This window comes from Erwinia sp. S43, assembly GCF_016624745.1.
GTDB lineage: Bacteria > Pseudomonadota > Gammaproteobacteria > Enterobacterales > Enterobacteriaceae > Erwinia > Erwinia coffeiphila.
This window is the reverse complement of the sequence record NZ_JACVTX010000016.1, coordinates 1-18,320: the sequence shown is the minus strand read 5'-3', so window position 1 is coordinate 18,320 and position 18,320 is coordinate 1. Positions and strand designations below refer to the sequence as shown.

The following is an 18,320-nucleotide window of genomic DNA, read 5'->3' as shown; positions in this document are numbered from 1 at the left end:
AAGCAGCGACAAGGCGCAAAAACAGTCTACTTCGGTGAAAAATCATGCTATCTCGCGCCGGTGTCACAACCTTCAGCAGCATCTTCTGCAAAAAATGCTGATAACGCGGCATCCTGCCCTGGGGTTTAGACGGATAAAGCGGACATAACATACATAATATTTAACATTTTAGTTTCGCTTCGGCTGGCAAGGAAGCCGCTTCGAACCACACCGCGCGGCTATTCTACGTGAAAACCCGGCTAACGGCAGGCTAAACTCGATATCTTTGCGAATATTTTTTCACGTTGCTGTTGACCGGCTGAGAGGATGCAAAAAAGTCCCCCTGACCACCGGTAACGCCCAGCTCAACCAGAGTTTGCCACTCCTCTTTAAAACGCACTCCGGCGGCAAAAACCCGTGTTGATGTGTGCTTGCAGCTCTCAATCAGGCTCTGTACAAACAGCTGATTTTCCGTGCGCCGCTCGATATTACGCACCAGCCCCGGATGCAGCTTAATCAGCTCCACCTGAAACTGCCGTATATAAGCGGTGCTAACCACGGTTAACCCTGCCTGGTTGATGGCCACGCGGCAGCCAAAACCATAGATCAAACGAAACACCGGGTCTAATCGGTTGAAGTGTTGACACACATCCGCTTCTGCAAGTTCAAATAAAATACGTTTTCTTTGTGATTTAGTGCATTGCAGCAAACTATCGCGCAGCCAGTTGAGGAAACTGCGCTGCAGCAGGGAGTCCAGAGTCAGGGGAATCGCCAGCGTCTCTTCGGGCCACAGGTCGACCAGCGTCAATATCCGCGTCACCATCTGGCGGTCGTAGCGCTCTGCCAGTCCAAGCTGCTGCGCCAGCGGCAGGTATTCCGCCGCCAGCAGCTCTTTTTCACCGTCAAATATGCGCGGCATCATCTCACGGTGATGAACCTTGCCTTCGCTGGTTACCGCCGGTTTCTGATACAGACGAGGGCCGCCACGATTAACGGTATTTTCCAGTAGCGTGCGCCATTTCACGCTGCCCCGCCCCAGATCCTGAAGTGCACCTTCACCGACCGACCAGCCGTTTCCACCTTGTAACGTTGCCTGACGAGTGGCCAGTTCGGCATTCTCCATTACCTGCTGCGTAGTCTGCCCGCTGCGCCAGCCGCTGATACCGATATGGATCATATCCTCCCGATCCAGCATGCGCGTTGGCGGCAGCGTATCCACCGCCTTAATCAGCTGTGACGCAATGCCATCGGCATCTTTGACGCTGCGGTGCGGCAACAGCACGGCAAAGTCGCTGCGGAAGTAACGCGCCAACAGCGCGCCGGGGTAACGTAAAACGAAGGTCGACAGCAGATTGACCAGCGCAAACAGATAGTCCTGAACCTCGGTATGCCCCCAGCGCTCGCGCAGCGTGTCAAAATCCGGCAGGCGGATCATCATTACCATCCCGTGCGTGCCAACCGCCTCAGGATCTTCCAGTAACGTGGTCAATTGATTATCAAAAAACAGGCGATTATTTAACCCGGTGCGCGGGTCCTGAGCGGCGAAGGTGCGGATCAGCGTGTCGACGCGGTAATGCTGCTCTCCCGCCTCTTTCAGATCCGCCAGCAGCAAATCAATTGCGCTACTCGCTTTTGCCGGCCATTCATGTATCGACCCTGGGCGTACACTGGCGCGCTCACCTTTGATGATGGCTTCTGCACGCACCTCCAGCTTTTCCAGGCCTTTCAACTGCCGGTAAAGCCAGCGATGGGCCTGCACCAGCAAAAATGTCATGATCGCCACCACGGCAACGATAGCCAATAGTGTTGAGGCTCCAATCATCGAGCTGAACCACGTTTTGGTCGGATCGATCCACATGATGCGCAAAGTTAAATGCGGATGCTGGCGAAGATGAATATCGGTCTGACGAAAGCGGTTCGGTTCATCATCAAGCAGTGACTGCTGATGGCGGGTGACCTGCAACAGGGTGCTGTTGCCGTCATTCAGCTCAATGCGCTCAATCTGTAAGGGGTTCATGACCTGATGGAGCCAGGGAGAGATCTGCTGCGGAGACTGGGTTAACAAGGCGAGATCGACATCGTCAGCCATCCGTTCAACCCGAAATTCTGCTCTCTGGTTGCTAATATAGAAGAAGCTCAGCACACAGCCCACCAGCATTAGCAACATTCCTAATGTACAGAGCAGTGTGATAATCGCAGAAAGTTTGGTGGTTAATCGCATCCTTGTGCCCATTCAACTGCGGTGACAGATACGCCATTAACGGTAATGTACGCTCGTAGATTAATGGCAGGTGGAAAGCAGGCACCCTAGCCTGAGTAACACGGAATGGAAAAATACCATAACCCGGATGCCGTTTGCTTGTCTGGTGTCAGATAATCAGAGGTTTCTGCGAGTATAGTCGTCCCAGGTACTTTTTTCATTGAACACGCGATTTCAGGAGATTCACATGCAGGCACTGGTTCTCGAACAGGTAGACGGCAAGACACTGGCCTCCATCCAGCAGGTTGACAGCAGCGATCTCCCTCCCGGCGACGTTACCGTGGATATTGAGTGGTCAGGCATTAACTATAAGGATGCGCTGGCGATTACCGGCAAGGGAAAGATTATTCGCCAGTTCCCGATGGTTCCCGGCATTGATTTTGCCGGAAAAGTATACACCAGCAGCGATCCGCGCTTTCACAGCGGCCAGTCGGTGGTACTCACCGGCTGGGGCGTTGGCGAGAACCACTGGGGCGGCCTGGCCGAACAGGCGCGGGTGAAAGCGGACTGGCTGGTTGCGCTACCTGAAGGCCTGGAGGCTCGCCAGGCAATGATTATCGGCACCGCCGGGCTGACTGCCATGCTTTGTGTCATGGCGCTTGAAGAAGGTGGAGTGACTCCGGAAAGCGGAGAGATACTGGTAACCGCAGCCAGCGGCGGCGTGGGCAGCACGGCAATTGCACTGCTGCACGCGCTGGGTTACCGAGTGACTGCCGTCAGCGGGCGTGAATCTACCCACGACTATTTACAACAGCTGGGCGCCACCCACATATTGCCACGCAGTGAGTTCAGCGAAGCCTCCCGCCCGCTGGAAAAACAGCGCTGGGCAGGGGCAATCGATGCCGCAGGTGGTCAGGTGCTGGCCAGCGTACTGGCGCAAACCTCCTGGGGCGGCGTGGTAGCCGCCTGCGGCCTTGCCGGTGGCTTCGATCTGCCCACCAGCGTAATGCCGTTTATTTTACGTAATGTGCGCCTGCAGGGGGTCGATTCAGTGATGGCCCCGACCGTACGACGTATTGCAGCCTGGAAACGCCTGGTCAAGGTTTTACCTACCTCGTTCTATCAACAGGCCACTACGGAGATTTCGCTGTCACAGGCCCCTGAAGCCGCAGAAAAATTGTTAAATAATCAGATAACCGGCCGGACGCTGGTACGGGTTCGCTAATCCTTTCGCCCCGGTTTATTTGCCGGGGCTGATTTAACCGCAAATGCTCCATTTTACCTGAATGCTCGCTGAAAATTCTTCGCCAGGCCATGCTCTAATATCCACAGTCTTTGTCGAGAATTCCCCATGAAAACCGTAAACACACTGTCTGAAAACGACGTCACGCCGGAGAGCGTGTTTAATACCCGCCGGCGCACGCTGTTAAAAACCTTAGGACTTGGGGCTGCGGCTTTCACCCTACCCGGTGCTGCCAGAGCCGATGTGCTTTCATGGTTTAAAGGCAACGATCGCCCAAAAGCGATGCCGGGTAAGGCACTGGAATTCAGTAAACCCGCGCAGTACCAGGCCGATTTGCCGCTAACGCCGGAAGATAAGGTTACCGGCTACAATAACTTCTACGAATTCGGGCTGGATAAAGCCGATCCTGCCGCCAATGCGGGCACGCTAAAAACCACCGACTGGAAAATCACCATCGACGGTGAAGTGGCGAAACCACTGACTTTAGATATGGATGATATCTTTAAGCGCTTTCCACTGGAGCAGCGAATCTACCGCATGCGCTGCGTTGAAGCCTGGTCCATGGTGGTGCCGTGGATTGGCTTCGAACTGGGTAAATTGCTAAAAGCCGCTGAACCCACCAGCAATGCACGCTATGTCGCCTTCCAGACGGTCTATGCCCCGGATGAAATGCCCGGTCAGCAGGATCGTTTTATCGGCGGCGGGCTGGATTATCCCTATGTAGAAGGATTACGGCTGGATGAAGCCATGCATCCCCTGACCCTGCTGACCACCGGCGTTTATGGCAAAGCGCTGCCGCCGCAAAACGGCGCGCCGATCCGTTTGACCGTACCCTGGAAATACGGCTTTAAAGGGATTAAATCCATCGTAAAAATCAGTCTGGTCAAAGATATGCCGCCCACAACCTGGAACCAGCTGGCACCCAACGAATACGGGTTCTATGCCAACGTGAATCCACACGTCGATCACCCACGCTGGTCGCAGGCCAGCGAGCGCGTGATTGGATCAGGCGGTATTCTTGATGTTAAGCGCCAGCCGACGCTGTTGTATAACGGCTATGCCGAACAGGTGGCTTCGCTCTACCGTGGCCTTGATTTACGGGAAAATTTTTAAGTGATGCGCCTGAATGCGAAACAAATAACCGTCCTGAAGGTTCTGCTGCATCTGGCCGGCTTCCTGCCGTTCCTCTGGCTCCTGCTCTCTATCGATCAGGGCTGGTTCAGCGCCGATCCGGCGAAGGATATCCAGCATTTTACCGGCAGAATGGCGCTGAAGTTTCTGCTGGCCAGCCTGGCCGTCACACCTGTTGCTCGCTATGGAAAGCAGCCCCTGCTGATCCGCGTACGCCGATTGCTGGGGCTTTGGTGCTTTGCCTGGGCGACCCTGCATCTGCTCAGCTATTCGCTGCTGGAGCTGGGCCTCGACAATATTGGGCTTCTGGGTTCGGAACTGATTTACCGGCCATATCTGACCTTCGGCTTGATCAGCTGGGTTATTCTGCTGCTGCTGGCCGCTACCTCCTTCCAGAAAGCCCAGCGTCGATTAGGAAAACGCTGGCAAACGCTGCATTACACCGTCTATCTGGTGGCAATTCTGGCACCCATTCACTATCTTTGGTCGGTGAAAGTGCTTTCGCCACAGCCGTGGATTTATGCGTTACTTGCCGCGATCCTGCTGGCATTCCGTTATAAAACATTCCGCAAGTGGTGGCCGTGGTAACCGGTTCTGCCCCCGCAGATAGCGTGTTCTCTGTCACAACGGGATAAATCTTCAGCGTCTTTTTCACGGGCGCTGTGGATTATCTTCGCTGATAAGACCAGTATTTAGCTGCTAATTGCGTTGATATCGTTATAATGCCCGACTTCGTTTGCCAGCCGACATCAAATTTCATCTGAATGAGGTGACAAACCGGCTTTGGCGATGTATTTTGTGCGATGCCTCAATTATCGCAGGAGATAGCAGCAAGATGACGGATAAGTTTCATGTACTCCTTTTGAACGGTCCCAACCTGAATCTGCTGGGTACGCGTGAGCCGGAAAAGTATGGCCACACGACGCTGGGCGAGATTGTCAGCGATCTGACGGCACAGGCCGCAGCGCTGAACGTTACCCTGAGTCATCTCCAGTCCAATGCGGAACATGCGTTGATTGATCGCATACATGAGGCAAAAGGCAATGTCGATTATATCGTCATCAACCCGGCGGCATTCACCCATACCAGCGTAGCACTGCGTGATGCGCTGCTGGCAGTTAGCATCCCGTTTATCGAAGTTCATCTGTCAAATGTGCATGCCCGTGAGCCTTTTCGCCATCATTCATATCTTTCTGATATTTCTGCCGGCGTGATCTGTGGACTTGGCGTCGACGGTTATTCCTGGGCTTTACAGACAGCGGTAAAACGCCTGTCACCATCTAATTAAACAGAGTACGGAACCACACTTATGGATATTCGTAAGATTAAAAAACTGATCGAACTGGTTGAAGAATCAGGTATCGCTGAACTGGAAATCTCTGAAGGCGAAGAGTCAGTTCGTATCAGCCGTTCCCCGGCTAACGTTGGCTATCCAATGATGCAGCAGGCTTACGCTGCACCAATGATGCAGCAGCCACAGCCCGCTCTGGCCGCCGCCGTAGCTCCTGCCAGCGCACCGGCTATGGAAGCACCAGCTGCAGCTGAAATCAGTGGCCACATCGTGCGCTCTCCAATGGTAGGCACCTTCTACCGCACTCCTAGCCCGGATGCGAAAGCCTTCATTGAAATTGGCCAGAAAGTTAACGCCGGCGACACTCTGTGCATCGTTGAAGCGATGAAAATGATGAACCAGATCGAAGCCGATAAATCCGGCGTAGTGAAAGCGATCCTGGTCGAAAGCGGTCAGCCAGTTGAATTTGACGAGCCGCTGGTAGTCATCGAATAACGAGGCGAACCATGCTTGATAAAATTGTAATTGCTAACCGTGGTGAGATTGCGCTGCGTATTCTGCGTGCCTGTAAAGAGCTGGGCATCAAAACCGTTGCCGTGCACTCCACTGCGGATCGCGACCTGAAGCACGTGCTGCTGGCAGACGAAACCGTCTGCATCGGCCCGGCTCAGTCGGTAAAAAGCTATCTGAATATTCCGGCGCTGATCTCGGCGGCGGAAATCACCGGTGCAGTGGCTATCCACCCGGGTTACGGATTCCTGTCCGAGAACGCGGACTTTGCCGAGCAGGTTGAGCGTTCTGGCTTTATCTTTATCGGACCAAAAGCGGATACCATCCGCCTGATGGGCGATAAAGTTTCCGCTATCACCGCGATGAAGAAAGCCGGTGTGCCTACCGTTCCAGGTTCAGACGGTCCACTGACCGAGGACATGGATAAAAACCGTGCCTTTGCAAAACGCATTGGTTATCCGGTGATTATCAAAGCCTCCGGCGGCGGCGGCGGTCGCGGTATGCGCGTTGTGCGCAGCGACAAAGATCTGGAGCAATCCATCACTATGACGAAAGCGGAAGCCAAAGCGGCTTTCAACAACGACATGGTGTACATGGAGAAGTACCTGGAAAATCCACGCCACATCGAAATCCAGGTTATGGCCGATGGTCAGGGCAACGCTATCTATCTGGCCGAGCGCGACTGTTCCATGCAACGTCGTCACCAGAAAGTGGTGGAAGAAGCGCCAGCACCGGGCATTACTGAAGAACTGCGTCGCTATATCGGCGAGCGCTGCTCTAAAGCCTGTGTGGATATCGGCTATCGCGGTGCGGGTACTTTCGAGTTCCTGTTTGAAAACGGTGAGTTCTACTTCATTGAAATGAACACCCGTATTCAGGTTGAGCACCCGGTTACTGAAATGATCACCGGCGTGGATCTGATCAAAGAGCAGCTGCGTATCGCTGCCGGTCAACCGCTGTCAATCAAACAGGAAGAAGTGACCGTTCGCGGCCATGCGGTGGAATGCCGTATTAACGCCGAAGACCCGAACACCTTCCTGCCAAGCCCTGGCAAGATCACCCGCTTCCATGCGCCTGGTGGTTTTGGCGTGCGCTGGGAATCACATATCTACGCCGGTTACAGCGTGCCGCCGTACTATGATTCAATGATTGGTAAGCTGATCACCTACGGTGAAACCCGCGATGTTGCTATCTCCCGCATGAAAAATGCGCTGGCGGAGCTGATTATTGACGGGATCAAAACCAATATCGAACTGCAGATGAAAATCATGTCTGACGAGAACTTCCAGCACGGTGGAACCAACATCCACTACCTGGAGAAAAAACTCGGCCTGCAAGAGAAGTAATCCTGCCTGCTCGTGGGCCTGCATCGTCAGGCCCATTCTCCTTCCCCGTAAGTCACTTCTAAAGGTATTGCCGGGTCATGAGCCTTAACTCTGCCATCCCTGCATAAATGAACCTTTGCCGTCACTCTGAGGAGATACGGATGGATACGCGTTTTCTACAGGCAAATAAAGAGGCCCGCTGGTCGTTCTGGCTGGCTGTAGCCTATCTTGCCTGCTGGGTGCTGACGGCCTGGTTGTGGGACGACAGGCCCGGTATCACCGGGCTGCCACACTGGTTTGAGCTCTCCTGCCTGCTGGTGCCCGGCCTGTTTATATTTCTCTGCTGGCTGATGGTTCGCGTGGTTTTCCGCGATATTCCTCTGGAGGATGACAGTGAAGCTTGAGATTATTTTACCGCTGATTGGCTATTTACTGCTGGTCGCCGGTCTGTCGGTGTTTGCCATACGCAAGCGCCGTGAAGGCAGCTTCCTTACCGAGTATTTCCTCGGCAGCCGTTCAATGGGCGGCTTTGTACTGGCAATGACCCTGACCACCACCTATATCAGCGCCAGTTCCTTTATTGGTGGGCCAGGTGCCGCCTATAAATACGGCCTCGGCTGGGTGCTGCTGTCGATGGTACAGGTTCCCGCTGTCTGGCTGGCGCTGGGCGTATTGGGGAAAAAGTTCGCGATTCTTGCCCGTCGCTATAACGCCGTCACGCTCAACGATATGCTGTATGCCCGCTACCGCAGCCCGCTGCTGGTATGGCTGGCGAGCCTGAGTCTGCTGGTTGCTTTTATCGGCGCGATGACAGTGCAGTTTATCGGCGGTGCGCGCCTGCTGGAGACGGCAGCGGGTATCCCTTACGATACCGGCCTGCTGATCTTCGGCGGCAGTATTGCCCTGTATACCGCCTTTGGCGGCTTCCGCGCCAGCGTGCTGAACGATGCAATGCAGGGCCTGGTGATGCTGCTGGGAACGTTTTTGCTGCTGTATGCGGTGATCCACGCGGCAGGTGGAATGCACAGTGCTGTTGCCAAACTGGAAGCAATCGATCCCCGGCTGATTACGCCTTCCGGTGTGGATAATATTCTGACGCCAACGTTCCTCGCCTCTTTCTCGGTTCTGGTCTGTTTTGGCGTGATTGGCCTGCCGCATACCGCCGTACGCTGCATTTCTTATAAAGATAGCAAAGCGGTACATATGGCGATCGTCCTCGGTACTATCGTGGTCGTTGTGCTGATGCTGGGTATGCATCTGGCCGGTGCACTTGGCCGCGCTGTGCTGCCGGATCTGGCGATCCCCGACCAGGTGATCCCAACGCTAATGATCCAGGTATTACCGCCGCTGGCTGCCGGGATCTTTCTTGCCGCACCGATGGCGGCGATCATGTCAACGATCAATGCCCAGCTGCTACAATCATCGGCAACGATCGTGAAAGATCTCTACCTGCGTGTACGACCTGAGCATATGGCGAACGAGCGCCTGCTTAAACGCTTCTCCAGTCTGGTAACGCTGGTGTTGGGTTTGCTGCTGCTGCTGGCGGCGTGGAATCCGCCCGATATGATCATCTGGCTTAATTTGCTGGCCTTCGGGGGGCTTGAAGCCGTGTTCCTCTGGCCGTTGGTGCTGGGGCTGTACTGGGAAAAGGCGAATGCCGCCGGTGCACTGAGCAGCATGATTAGCGGTGCTGCCTGCTACACACTGCTGGCCAGCCTGCACGTTGAACCGATGGGTTTCCACCCGATTGTGCCCGCGCTGCTGCTCAGCCTGCTGGCATTTATTGCCGGTAACCGTTTTGGTCACTCTGCCGCTGAACCGCAGAAGACCTCCACCCTGTTTGAATAAGAGAATTGCTATGCCCTGGATACAGATGAAGATTAATACGACCGGCGCTCAGGCTGAAGAACTCGGTGACGCACTGATTGAAAATGGCGCGGTATCGGTAACCTTCCAGGATACGCACGATAATCCGGTTTTCGAACCGCTGCCGGGCGAAACCCGCCTGTGGGGCGACACCGATGTGATCGGCCTGTTTGACGCCGAAACCGAGATGCCGGACGTGATCGCCGGACTGGAACAACATCCGCTGTTGGGATCGGGCTTCCACCATAAGATCGAGCAGATCGAAGATAAGGACTGGGAACGTGAGTGGATGGACAATTTCCACCCGATGCGTTTTGGTCAGCGTCTGTGGATCTGCCCAAGCTGGCGTGATGTGCCCGATCCTGAGGCGGTTAACGTGATGCTCGATCCGGGGCTAGCCTTTGGCACCGGCACCCATCCCACCACAGCGCTCTGCCTCGCATGGCTGGATGGCCTGGACCTGGTGGGTAAAACAGTAATCGATTTTGGCTGCGGCTCCGGCATTCTGGCCATTGCGGCGCTGAAGCTGGGTGCAGCACAGGCGATTGGCATTGATATCGATCCTCAGGCCATTCAGGCAAGCCGTGACAACGCTGAACGTAACGGTGTTTCTGAACGCCTGTCGCTGTACCTGCCCCACCAGCAGCCGGACAACCTGAGTGCCGATGTGGTGGTCGCCAATATTCTTGCAGGCCCGCTGCGCGAGCTGGCACCGCTGATTAGCGTGTTACCAAAAAGTGGTGGTCATTTGGGACTTTCCGGCGTACTGGCGAGCCAGGCAGAAAGCGTCTGTGAAGCCTACGCAGACACCTTTACCCTCGACCCGGTCGCCGAGAAAGAGGAGTGGTGCCGTATTACCGGTATCCGCCACTAAAATTTCGCTGGTACAGGTCATTAGAACTGTGCCAGCGCGTTCTTTGCGTCACATGTGCCAAATAACACCCAATCTGACGTGAAAAATGTTGTTATATTGGTCACAAAAAAAGAAAAATCTTTGTACACAATTTCAGCATATTTTTTTAATTTATTGTTTTATATGAATTAAAATATACAACATGGGCTGAGCTACGCACGACATTGACCGCTAGCGTTAGATTGTTCAAAGTTTGGCCTTTCATCTTCCTGAAAAAATGCGTAATATACGCCGCCTTGCGGACACACTATGGTCACTTTTTTTTCATGCGCATAGGAAATCACCAGCTTCGTAATCGATTGATTGCAGCCCCGATGGCCGGGATCACCGACAGGCCGTTCAGGACCCTTTGCTATTCAATGGGCGCTGGAATGACTGTATCCGAGATGTTGTCGTCTAACCCTGAAGTTTGGGCCAGCGATAAATCACGGTTGCGTATGGTACACAGTGATGAGCCAGGTATTCGTACCGTGCAAATTGCAGGTTGTGACCCGGAAGAGATGGCACAAGCCGCGCGTATCAATGCAGCATCAGGTGCGCAGGTCATTGACATCAACATGGGATGTCCGGCCAAAAAAGTGAATCGGAAAATGGCAGGTTCGGCACTGCTGCAGCACCCTGAGCTGGTGAAGTCTATCCTCTCGGCGGTGGTCAATGCAGTTGACGTACCGGTAACGTTAAAGATTCGCACCGGCTGGGACAGCGACAACCGCAACTGCGTAGAGATTGCCCAATTGGCTGAACGCTGCGGTATTCAGGCCCTGACAATTCATGGACGCACACGCGCCTGTTTGTTCAACGGCGAAGCTGAGTACGACAGCATTCGGACAGTTAAGCAGAACGTATCCATTCCGATTATCGCGAATGGAGACATTACTGACCCGCATAAAGCCAGAGCTGTGCTTGACTATACGGGGGCTGATGCCCTGATGATAGGACGCGCGGCTCAGGGAAGACCGTGGATCTTCCGGGAAATCCAGCATTATCTGGACACTGGGGAGCTGCTGGCACCGATGCCACTGGCTGAAGTAAAGCGCTTGCTCATCGAGCACTTACGGGAACTGCACGACTTTTATGGTCACCGCAAAGGATACCGTATTGCCCGAAAGCACGTCTCCTGGTATCTCCAGGAGCATGCCCCAAACGACCAGTTTCGGCGCACATTCAACGCCATTGAGGATGCCAGCGAACAGCTGGAGGCGTTGGAGGCATACTTCGAAAATCTTGCGTAATTAGAAATAAAGAGCTGACAGAACTATGTTCGAACAACGCGTAAATTCTGACGTACTGACCGTATCTACCGTGAACTCACAGGATCAGGTGACCCAAAAGCCACTTCGTGATTCGGTCAAGCAGGCACTGAAGAACTATTTTGCTCAACTGAATGGTCAGGATGTGAATGACCTGTATGAGCTGGTACTGGCTGAAGTAGAACAGCCTCTGTTGGACATGGTGATGCAATACACCCGTGGCAACCAGACCCGTGCAGCCCTGATGATGGGTATCAACCGCGGAACACTGCGTAAGAAACTGAAAAAATACGGCATGAACTGATACTAATCAGTTATGTGTTTGATAAAAGGCGCTCCTCGGCATGGGAAGCGCCTTTTTTAATGGCCTGATAAATTGCTTAAACGCTCCGTTCGGCAGAAGAAATTGAGTCAATCTGATAGTGCATTTTATTTCGATAATTCAATGACTCTGACTTGACGGTTTTCGCTCTTGAAATTCTTCTCAGATTATTCGGCTTACCCCCTTCCTGGATGGCCTGTAACCTGTGTACACTCAGCGCCAATGGAAATGCCTTCGCAGGCCCGCCGCCCTCACCTTTCTGACCGCAGTGCGTAACGCCCCACGAATGTAAAGTTTTTGCCGGTAGCGGAACCCGGTTAAACCATCGTCCTGATCGGGTGTCTGAGTTACTGTACCGCAGCTAAGCCGTTTCATTAATGCAATACAGATTCACCATCCCTTAACGCTATACGAGTAATTATGAAGCATTCACCTAAGTTCCAGAGGGGCTATCTGCACCCGCGTTACTGGCTTACCTGGTTTGGCGTCAGCGTACTGTTTTTGCTGGTACAGCTGCCGTATCCGTTATTACACCGACTTGGCAGCTGGATGGGGCGTACTTCAATGCGCTTTATGAAGCGCCGCGTCTCGATTGCCCGCCGTAACCTGGAACTCTGTTTCCCGGATATGGATCGGGAGCAGTTGGAGCACCGCATCGTCGGAAACTTTGAATCCCTTGGGATGGGGTTGATTGAAACTGGAATGGCATGGTTTTGGTCAGATCGTCGCGTTAAGCGCTGGTTCAATGTTAATGGCCTGCATAATCTTCAGGCCGCGCAGAGCGAGGGCCGTGGCGCCTTAGTGATTGGCGTGCACTTCATGTCGCTTGAGCTGGGTGGCCGGGCGATGGGCCTCTGCCAGCCGATGATGGCCATGTACCGCCCGCACAATAACAAGCTGATGGAATGGGTTCAGACCAAAGGACGTATGCGTTCTAACAAGGCGATGATCAACCGCCGTGATTTACGTGGCATGGTCCAGGCCCTAAAACAGGGTGAAGCCGTTTGGTTTGCTCCAGACCAGGATTACGGCCCGAAAGGCAGCGTGTTTGCGCCGCTGTTCGCCGTCCCCCAGGCCGCCACCACCAGCGGTACATGGATGCTGGCCCGTATGGCAAAACCGGCGATGGTGACCGTCGTGCTGATCCGCAAAGAGGATGGCAGCGGTTATGAACTGGTCATCCAGCCAGAACTGAAAGATTATCCGATCGATGACGAGCAGCAGGCAGCAGCCTATATGAACCGCGTGATTGAGCGCGAGATCATGCGCGCGCCAAACCAGTATATGTGGCTGCATCGCCGCTTTAAAACTCGCCCGGCAGGGGCGACTTCTCTCTACTAATAGCCCTCTCTGAATTCTGAAAGCCAGCGTATCCTCGCTGGCTTTTATCTATTTCCCTACAAAACCCTTACAAAACTGTTACCTTTCTCACAGCGTTTCCATATAGTGAAACTGTTTGCACCATCTGTGACCAAGCCATCTATTTTTGCCCCGCCCCAGTGCGCGATATTAATAAAACTTTCAATTCCCTTCTGATTATTAGTAAAGCTTTCCAAGGAATTCAGCGCAATGCAAACCTGGCACCGTGTTTGCAAAGCAGTGAATAGCCAGACAGGCAAGCGCACCAAAGCGTGCGTTAAAACATAACAATATGATCCCGCCACACAGGATGCTTTATGAAAAAAATGATGCTCTCCACGTTGATTGCCGCTGCAACACTGTTTGCCGTTGCCAATCAGGCCCACGCGGGCACCACTCTGGATGCCATTAAAAAGAAAGGCTTCATTCAATGTGGTATCAGTGATGGTTTGCCGGGCTTCTCCTATGCGGATGCCAGCGGCAAGTTTACCGGTATTGATGTGGATGTATGTCGTGCTGCAGCCGCAGCGGTGTTTGGTGATGCGGAAAAAGTGAAATATACCCCGCTGACTGCGAAAGAGCGTTTTACCGCACTGCAATCCGGTGAGGTTGATATTCTGTCGCGTAATACCACCTGGACCTCTGCACGCGACGGTGGTATGGGCTTTATTTTCGCCGGCGTTAACTATTACGACGGCATCGGCTTCCTGACCCACCAGAAAGCAGGCCTGAAAAGCGCAAAAGAGCTGGATGGCGCAACGGTTTGTATTCAGGCCGGTACCGATACCGAACTGAACGTGGCGGATTACTTTAAAGCGAACAAAATGCAGTACACGCCGGTCACCTTTGACCGTTCAGACGAATCCGCTAAGGCGCTGGATACCGGCCGCTGCGATACCCTGGCCTCCGACCAGTCCCAGCTGTATGCCCTGCGTATCAAGCTGGGCAAGCCTGATGAATTTATCGTTCTTCCGGAAGTCATCTCGAAAGAGCCTCTGGGACCAGTGGTACGCCGCGGCGATGATGACTGGTTCACGATTGTGAAATGGTCACTGTTCGCCATGCTGAATGCCGAAGAGATGGGTATCACCTCTAAAAATGTTGACCAGATGGCTGCGAAGCCTACGACGCCTGATATGGCTCACCTGCTGGGTGCCGAAGGTGATTTTGGTAAAGATCTGAAGCTCGACAACAAATGGGCTTACAACATCGTTAAGCAGGTCGGTAACTATCAGGAAGTCTTTGACCGTAACGTCGGTAAAGACAGCCAGCTGAAAATTGCCCGTGGTCAGAATGCGCTATGGAACAATGGCGGCATTCAGTACGCACCGCCAGTACGTTAATTCCTCCGAATACCGGGCACCGCTCCAGCGGTGCCCACATCAGAATTTTCGTTACTGAGGTTTCAACATGTCTCAACGCCCAACCGTAAAAAGGGATTTTTCATTCAGTAATCCTGCGGTTCGCGCATGGTTTTATCAGATCGCTGCGATCGCCGCGGTACTTATCGTTGCTGGCTACCTGATCCATAACACCATCATCAACCTTGCAAGCCGGGGAATTACCTCCGGTTTTGGCTTCCTGGAACGCAGTGCAGGCTTTGGTATTGTTCAGCATCTGATTGATTACAGTGAAGGCGATACCTATGCTCGCGTTTTTCTGGTCGGCCTGACCAATACGCTGCTGGTTTCCGCACTCTGTATTGTGTTTGCCTCGTTTCTCGGCTTCTTTATTGGACTGGCGCGGTTATCTGACAACTGGCTGTTGCGTAAAATCTCTAATATCTATATTGAGACGTTCCGCAATATCCCGCCGCTGTTACAGATTTTCTTCTGGTACTTTGCCGTATTGCGTAATTTACCCGGCCCTCGCCAGGCACTTAGCGCCTTCGACCTCGCGTTTGTCAGCAATCGCGGACTGTACATTCCCTGGCCTGAGTATGCGCCGGGAACTTGGCCGTTCCTGATCGCGATTTTGCTGGCTGCCGTGGTCACCGTCGCTCTCTTCCGCTACAACAGAATGCATCAGCTGAAGACCGGCCAACTGCGCCGTACCTGGCCTGCCGCTATCGCTATGCTGATCCTGTTTCCGCTTGTGACATCGCTGTTTGCAGGCCGTCCAATGCACTGGGATGTCCCTGAGCTGCGCGGCTTCAACTTCCGCGGTGGTTTTGTGCTGATACCGGAACTGGCGGCGTTAACGCTGGCACTGTCAATTTACACCTCTTCCTTTATCGCAGAAGTTATCCGCTCGGGTATTCAGTCGGTACCCCATGGACAGCACGAAGCTGCACGTTCGCTGGGCCTGCCAAACCCGGTCACACTGCGTCAGGTAATTATTCCGCAGGCCATGCGGGTCATCGTTCCGCCGTTGACCAGTCAGTACCTCAATATCGTGAAGAACTCTTCTCTGGCTGCGGCGATTGGCTACCCGGATATGGTGTCGCTGTTTGCCGGAACGGTACTGAATCAGACAGGTCAGGCCATCGAAACGATCGCCATTACGATGGGGGTTTACCTCATTATCAGCCTGTCGATATCGCTGCTCATGAATATTTATAACCGCAAGATCGCCCTCATTGAGCGCTAAGAGAACGGATAATTATGACTGTTGCCACTCATGAAACGTCGCCCGCTGCTCACAACGCGCTTGCGCGTGCGGTGACCTGGGCCAGGAAGAATCTGTTTTCCAGCTGGAGTAATTCGCTGCTGACTCTGTTTTGTCTGTGGGTGATGTGGTCGGTTATCCCACCGGCCCTGAACTGGCTGGTCTTCCAGGCTAACTGGTTTGGCACCACCCGGGCAGACTGTACTAAGGAAGGGGCGTGTTGGATATTTATCCATGCGCGCTTCGGCCAGTTTATGTATGGCCTGTATCCGCATGAACTGCGCTGGCGCATCAATCTGGCCCTTATTATCGGGCTGATATCGATCGTGCCTATGTTCGTCAGCAGATTACCGCGCAGAGGCCGCTATATTGCCGCCTGGGCAATTGCCTATCCGATAGTCGTCTGGCTGCTGATGTATGGTGGCTATTTCGGCCTGGATCGGGTTGAAACTCGTCAGTGGGGAGGATTGACGCTGACGTTGATTATTGCGTCAGTGGGGATTGCAGGGGCGCTACCGCTGGGGGTCCTGCTGGCATTGGGTCGTCGCTCAACCATGCCGGTTGTCCGTACGCTGTGCATCCTGTTTATTGAGTTCTGGCGGGGAGTTCCTCTCATCACCGTGCTGTTTATGTCCTCAGTGATGTTGCCGCTGTTTATGGCGGAAGGCAGCACCATTGATAAGCTTATCCGTGCCCTGGTTGGGGTGATCCTGTTTCAGTCGGCCTATGTGGCGGAAGTGGTTCGCGGTGGCCTGCAGGCGCTGCCAAAGGGTCAGTACGAAGCCGCAGAATCGCTGGGGCTGGGATACTGGAAAACGCAGGGGCTGGTTATCCTGCCTCAGGCGTTGAAACTGGTGATTCCGGGGCTGGTAAATACCATTATTGCCCTGTTCAAAGATACCAGTCTGGTGATCATCATCGGATTGTTCGATCTGTTTAGTAGCGTGCAGCAGGCGACCGTCGACCCCACCTGGTTGGGTATGTCGACCGAAGGATACGTTTTTGCTGCACTGGTCTACTGGATTTTCTGTTTTAGCATGTCGCGCTACAGCCAGCATCTGGAAAAGCGCTTTCACACCGGGCGTACGCCGCACTGAGGTTAATTAAATGACTCAAATTATTACCCCTTCTGACGATGCGATGATGATTACGCTCGAAAATGTTAATAAATGGTACGGGCAGTTCCACGTGCTGAAGAATATTAATCTGGCAGTCAAACCACGCGAGCGAATCGTTCTGTGCGGTCCTTCGGGATCCGGTAAATCCACCACGATCCGCTGTATCAACCATCTGGAGGAACATCAGCAGGGGCGTATTGTGGTTGATGGAACTCTGCTTAACGACGATCTCCGCAATATTGAGCGTGTTCGGACTGAAGTTGGCATGGTTTTCCAGCATTTTAATTTATTCCCTCATCTTAGCGTGCTGCAGAACTGCACGCTTGCACCGATCTGGGTTCGTAAAACACCGAAGAAAGAGGCGGAAGAGCTGGCCATGCATTATCTGGAACGTGTTCGTATTGCTGAACATGCGCATAAATTTCCCGGTCAGCTGTCGGGTGGTCAGCAGCAGCGCGTAGCGATTGCGCGATCGCTGTGTATGAAGCCGAAGATCATGCTGTTTGATGAACCAACTTCCGCACTGGACCCAGAAATGGTGAAAGAGGTGCTGGACACGATGATTGGTCTGGCTGAAGACGGGATGACAATGCTGTGTGTTACCCATGAAATGGGCTTTGCTCGCACCGTTGCGGATCGGGTGATCTTTATGGATCGCGGTGAGATCGTCGAACAGGCACCGCCACAAGAGTTTTTCTCTAATCCTAAATCTGAGAGAACCCGTGCATTCCTTTCACAGGTAATCCACTGATTTTATTATTTTAGTCTATTTTAGGGCCGTTCTAAATTAGCCCGTATAACGCCATGATGACTTAAGGGATAGTTTCAATAGCCTTTTAAGAAATAGAATCATCGCCATAATAAAAGGGCCACCCGGTTGGGTGGCCCTTTTATTATATTGGGTATGCAGTAAGAGCGGCTGCTTCAGCAGACTCAGGTCATCACAATTCAGATTCAACAGTTCAATTTTTGCTTTCGCAGAGGGCTTCGTCTCTATTTGATGGCCCGGTAGTTGTATGCCGCGCTCCCTGCCCGGCCCCCAGGCAGAACTTCGCGCTGTGCAAATTCGTTCCCGACGAAATTGTCCTACTTTGAAAAGCGCTCACCGACAAATAACAAATAAAGCAAAATGCCCAGTCTTTCGACTGGGCCTTTTGCTTTATTTGATGCCTGGCAGTTCCCTACTCTCGCATGGGGAGACCCCAC

General features: G+C 53.3%; 17 protein-coding genes. 16 read left to right on the top strand and 1 reads right to left on the bottom strand.

Annotated features, from left to right (window positions below; genetic code table 11):
• Positions 1 to 250 precede the first annotated feature (250 nt).
• Positions 251 to 2,200: an RNase E specificity factor CsrD gene (gene csrD, locus IBT47_RS17610; RefSeq protein WP_200561806.1), complete on the bottom strand. Its 1,950-nt coding sequence runs from the start codon at positions 2,198 to 2,200 to the stop codon at positions 251 to 253.
• 226 nt (positions 2,201 to 2,426) lie between these two features.
• Here csrD and IBT47_RS17605 point away from each other — a divergent pair, with 226 nt between their 5' ends.
• The 16 genes from IBT47_RS17605 to IBT47_RS17530 all read left to right on the top strand — a co-directional run bounded on the left by IBT47_RS17605 (position 2,427) and on the right by IBT47_RS17530 (position 17,865).
• Positions 2,427 to 3,404 carry an MDR family oxidoreductase gene (locus IBT47_RS17605; RefSeq protein ID WP_200561804.1) on the top strand — a complete coding sequence of 326 codons (978 nt, stop codon included), beginning with the start codon at positions 2,427 to 2,429 and terminating at the stop codon, positions 3,402 to 3,404.
• A gap of 126 nt (positions 3,405 to 3,530) precedes the next feature.
• Positions 3,531 to 4,535, top strand: a complete 1,005-nt coding sequence (msrP, locus tag IBT47_RS17600) for a protein-methionine-sulfoxide reductase catalytic subunit MsrP (RefSeq protein WP_105592883.1) — start codon at positions 3,531 to 3,533, stop codon at positions 4,533 to 4,535.
• Positions 4,536 to 4,538: 3 nt separating this feature from the next.
• Positions 4,539 to 5,141 (top strand): protein-methionine-sulfoxide reductase heme-binding subunit MsrQ, encoded by a 603-nt coding sequence (gene msrQ / locus IBT47_RS17595; protein ID WP_200561961.1) that lies wholly within the window; start codon positions 4,539 to 4,541, stop codon positions 5,139 to 5,141.
• A gap of 247 nt (positions 5,142 to 5,388) precedes the next feature.
• Positions 5,389 to 5,841 (top strand): type II 3-dehydroquinate dehydratase, encoded by a 453-nt coding sequence (gene aroQ / locus IBT47_RS17590; protein WP_105592881.1) that lies wholly within the window; start codon positions 5,389 to 5,391, stop codon positions 5,839 to 5,841.
• Between the two features lie 21 nt (positions 5,842 to 5,862).
• Entirely contained in the window at positions 5,863 to 6,339 is a 477-nt protein-coding gene (gene accB, locus IBT47_RS17585) for an acetyl-CoA carboxylase biotin carboxyl carrier protein (protein WP_200546516.1), read from the top strand.
• Between the two features lie 11 nt (positions 6,340 to 6,350).
• Positions 6,351 to 7,700, top strand: coding sequence for an acetyl-CoA carboxylase biotin carboxylase subunit (accC, locus tag IBT47_RS17580; RefSeq protein WP_200561802.1), 1,350 nt, complete (start codon positions 6,351 to 6,353; stop codon positions 7,698 to 7,700).
• 140 nt (positions 7,701 to 7,840) lie between these two features.
• Positions 7,841 to 8,083 carry a YhdT family protein gene (locus IBT47_RS17575; RefSeq protein WP_200561800.1) on the top strand — a complete coding sequence of 81 codons (243 nt, stop codon included), beginning with the start codon at positions 7,841 to 7,843 and terminating at the stop codon, positions 8,081 to 8,083.
• Positions 8,073 to 9,527, top strand: coding sequence for a sodium/pantothenate symporter (panF, locus tag IBT47_RS17570; protein ID WP_200561798.1), 1,455 nt, complete (start codon positions 8,073 to 8,075; stop codon positions 9,525 to 9,527). Before IBT47_RS17575 ends, panF begins: the two co-directional genes overlap by 11 nt.
• 10 nt (positions 9,528 to 9,537) lie before the next feature.
• Positions 9,538 to 10,419, top strand: coding sequence for a 50S ribosomal protein L11 methyltransferase (prmA, locus tag IBT47_RS17565; protein WP_200561796.1), 882 nt, complete (start codon positions 9,538 to 9,540; stop codon positions 10,417 to 10,419).
• 305 nt (positions 10,420 to 10,724) lie between these two features.
• On the top strand, positions 10,725 to 11,690 hold the full coding sequence (dusB, locus tag IBT47_RS17560; RefSeq protein WP_105592875.1) for a tRNA dihydrouridine synthase DusB: 966 nt from the start codon (positions 10,725 to 10,727) through the stop codon (positions 11,688 to 11,690).
• A gap of 25 nt (positions 11,691 to 11,715) precedes the next feature.
• On the top strand, positions 11,716 to 12,012 hold the full coding sequence (fis, locus tag IBT47_RS17555) for a DNA-binding transcriptional regulator Fis (protein ID WP_000462905.1): 297 nt from the start codon (positions 11,716 to 11,718) through the stop codon (positions 12,010 to 12,012).
• A 438-nt stretch (positions 12,013 to 12,450) separates the two neighbouring features.
• Positions 12,451 to 13,371 (top strand): kdo(2)-lipid IV(A) palmitoleoyltransferase, encoded by a 921-nt coding sequence (gene lpxP, locus IBT47_RS17550; protein WP_105592874.1) that lies wholly within the window; start codon positions 12,451 to 12,453, stop codon positions 13,369 to 13,371.
• A 335-nt stretch (positions 13,372 to 13,706) separates the two neighbouring features.
• Positions 13,707 to 14,732, top strand: a complete 1,026-nt coding sequence (locus tag IBT47_RS17545) for an amino acid ABC transporter substrate-binding protein (protein WP_105592873.1) — start codon at positions 13,707 to 13,709, stop codon at positions 14,730 to 14,732.
• A gap of 67 nt (positions 14,733 to 14,799) precedes the next feature.
• Complete coding sequence (locus IBT47_RS17540) at positions 14,800 to 15,978, top strand: amino acid ABC transporter permease (protein ID WP_105592872.1); 1,179 nt, start codon at positions 14,800 to 14,802, stop codon at positions 15,976 to 15,978.
• Positions 15,979 to 15,992: 14 nt separating this feature from the next.
• Positions 15,993 to 17,093 carry an amino acid ABC transporter permease gene (locus IBT47_RS17535; protein ID WP_105592871.1) on the top strand — a complete coding sequence of 367 codons (1,101 nt, stop codon included), beginning with the start codon at positions 15,993 to 15,995 and terminating at the stop codon, positions 17,091 to 17,093.
• Positions 17,094 to 17,103: 10 nt separating this feature from the next.
• Positions 17,104 to 17,865 carry an amino acid ABC transporter ATP-binding protein gene (locus IBT47_RS17530; RefSeq protein WP_105592870.1) on the top strand — a complete coding sequence of 254 codons (762 nt, stop codon included), beginning with the start codon at positions 17,104 to 17,106 and terminating at the stop codon, positions 17,863 to 17,865.
• The last annotated feature ends 455 nt before the right edge of the window (positions 17,866 to 18,320 follow it).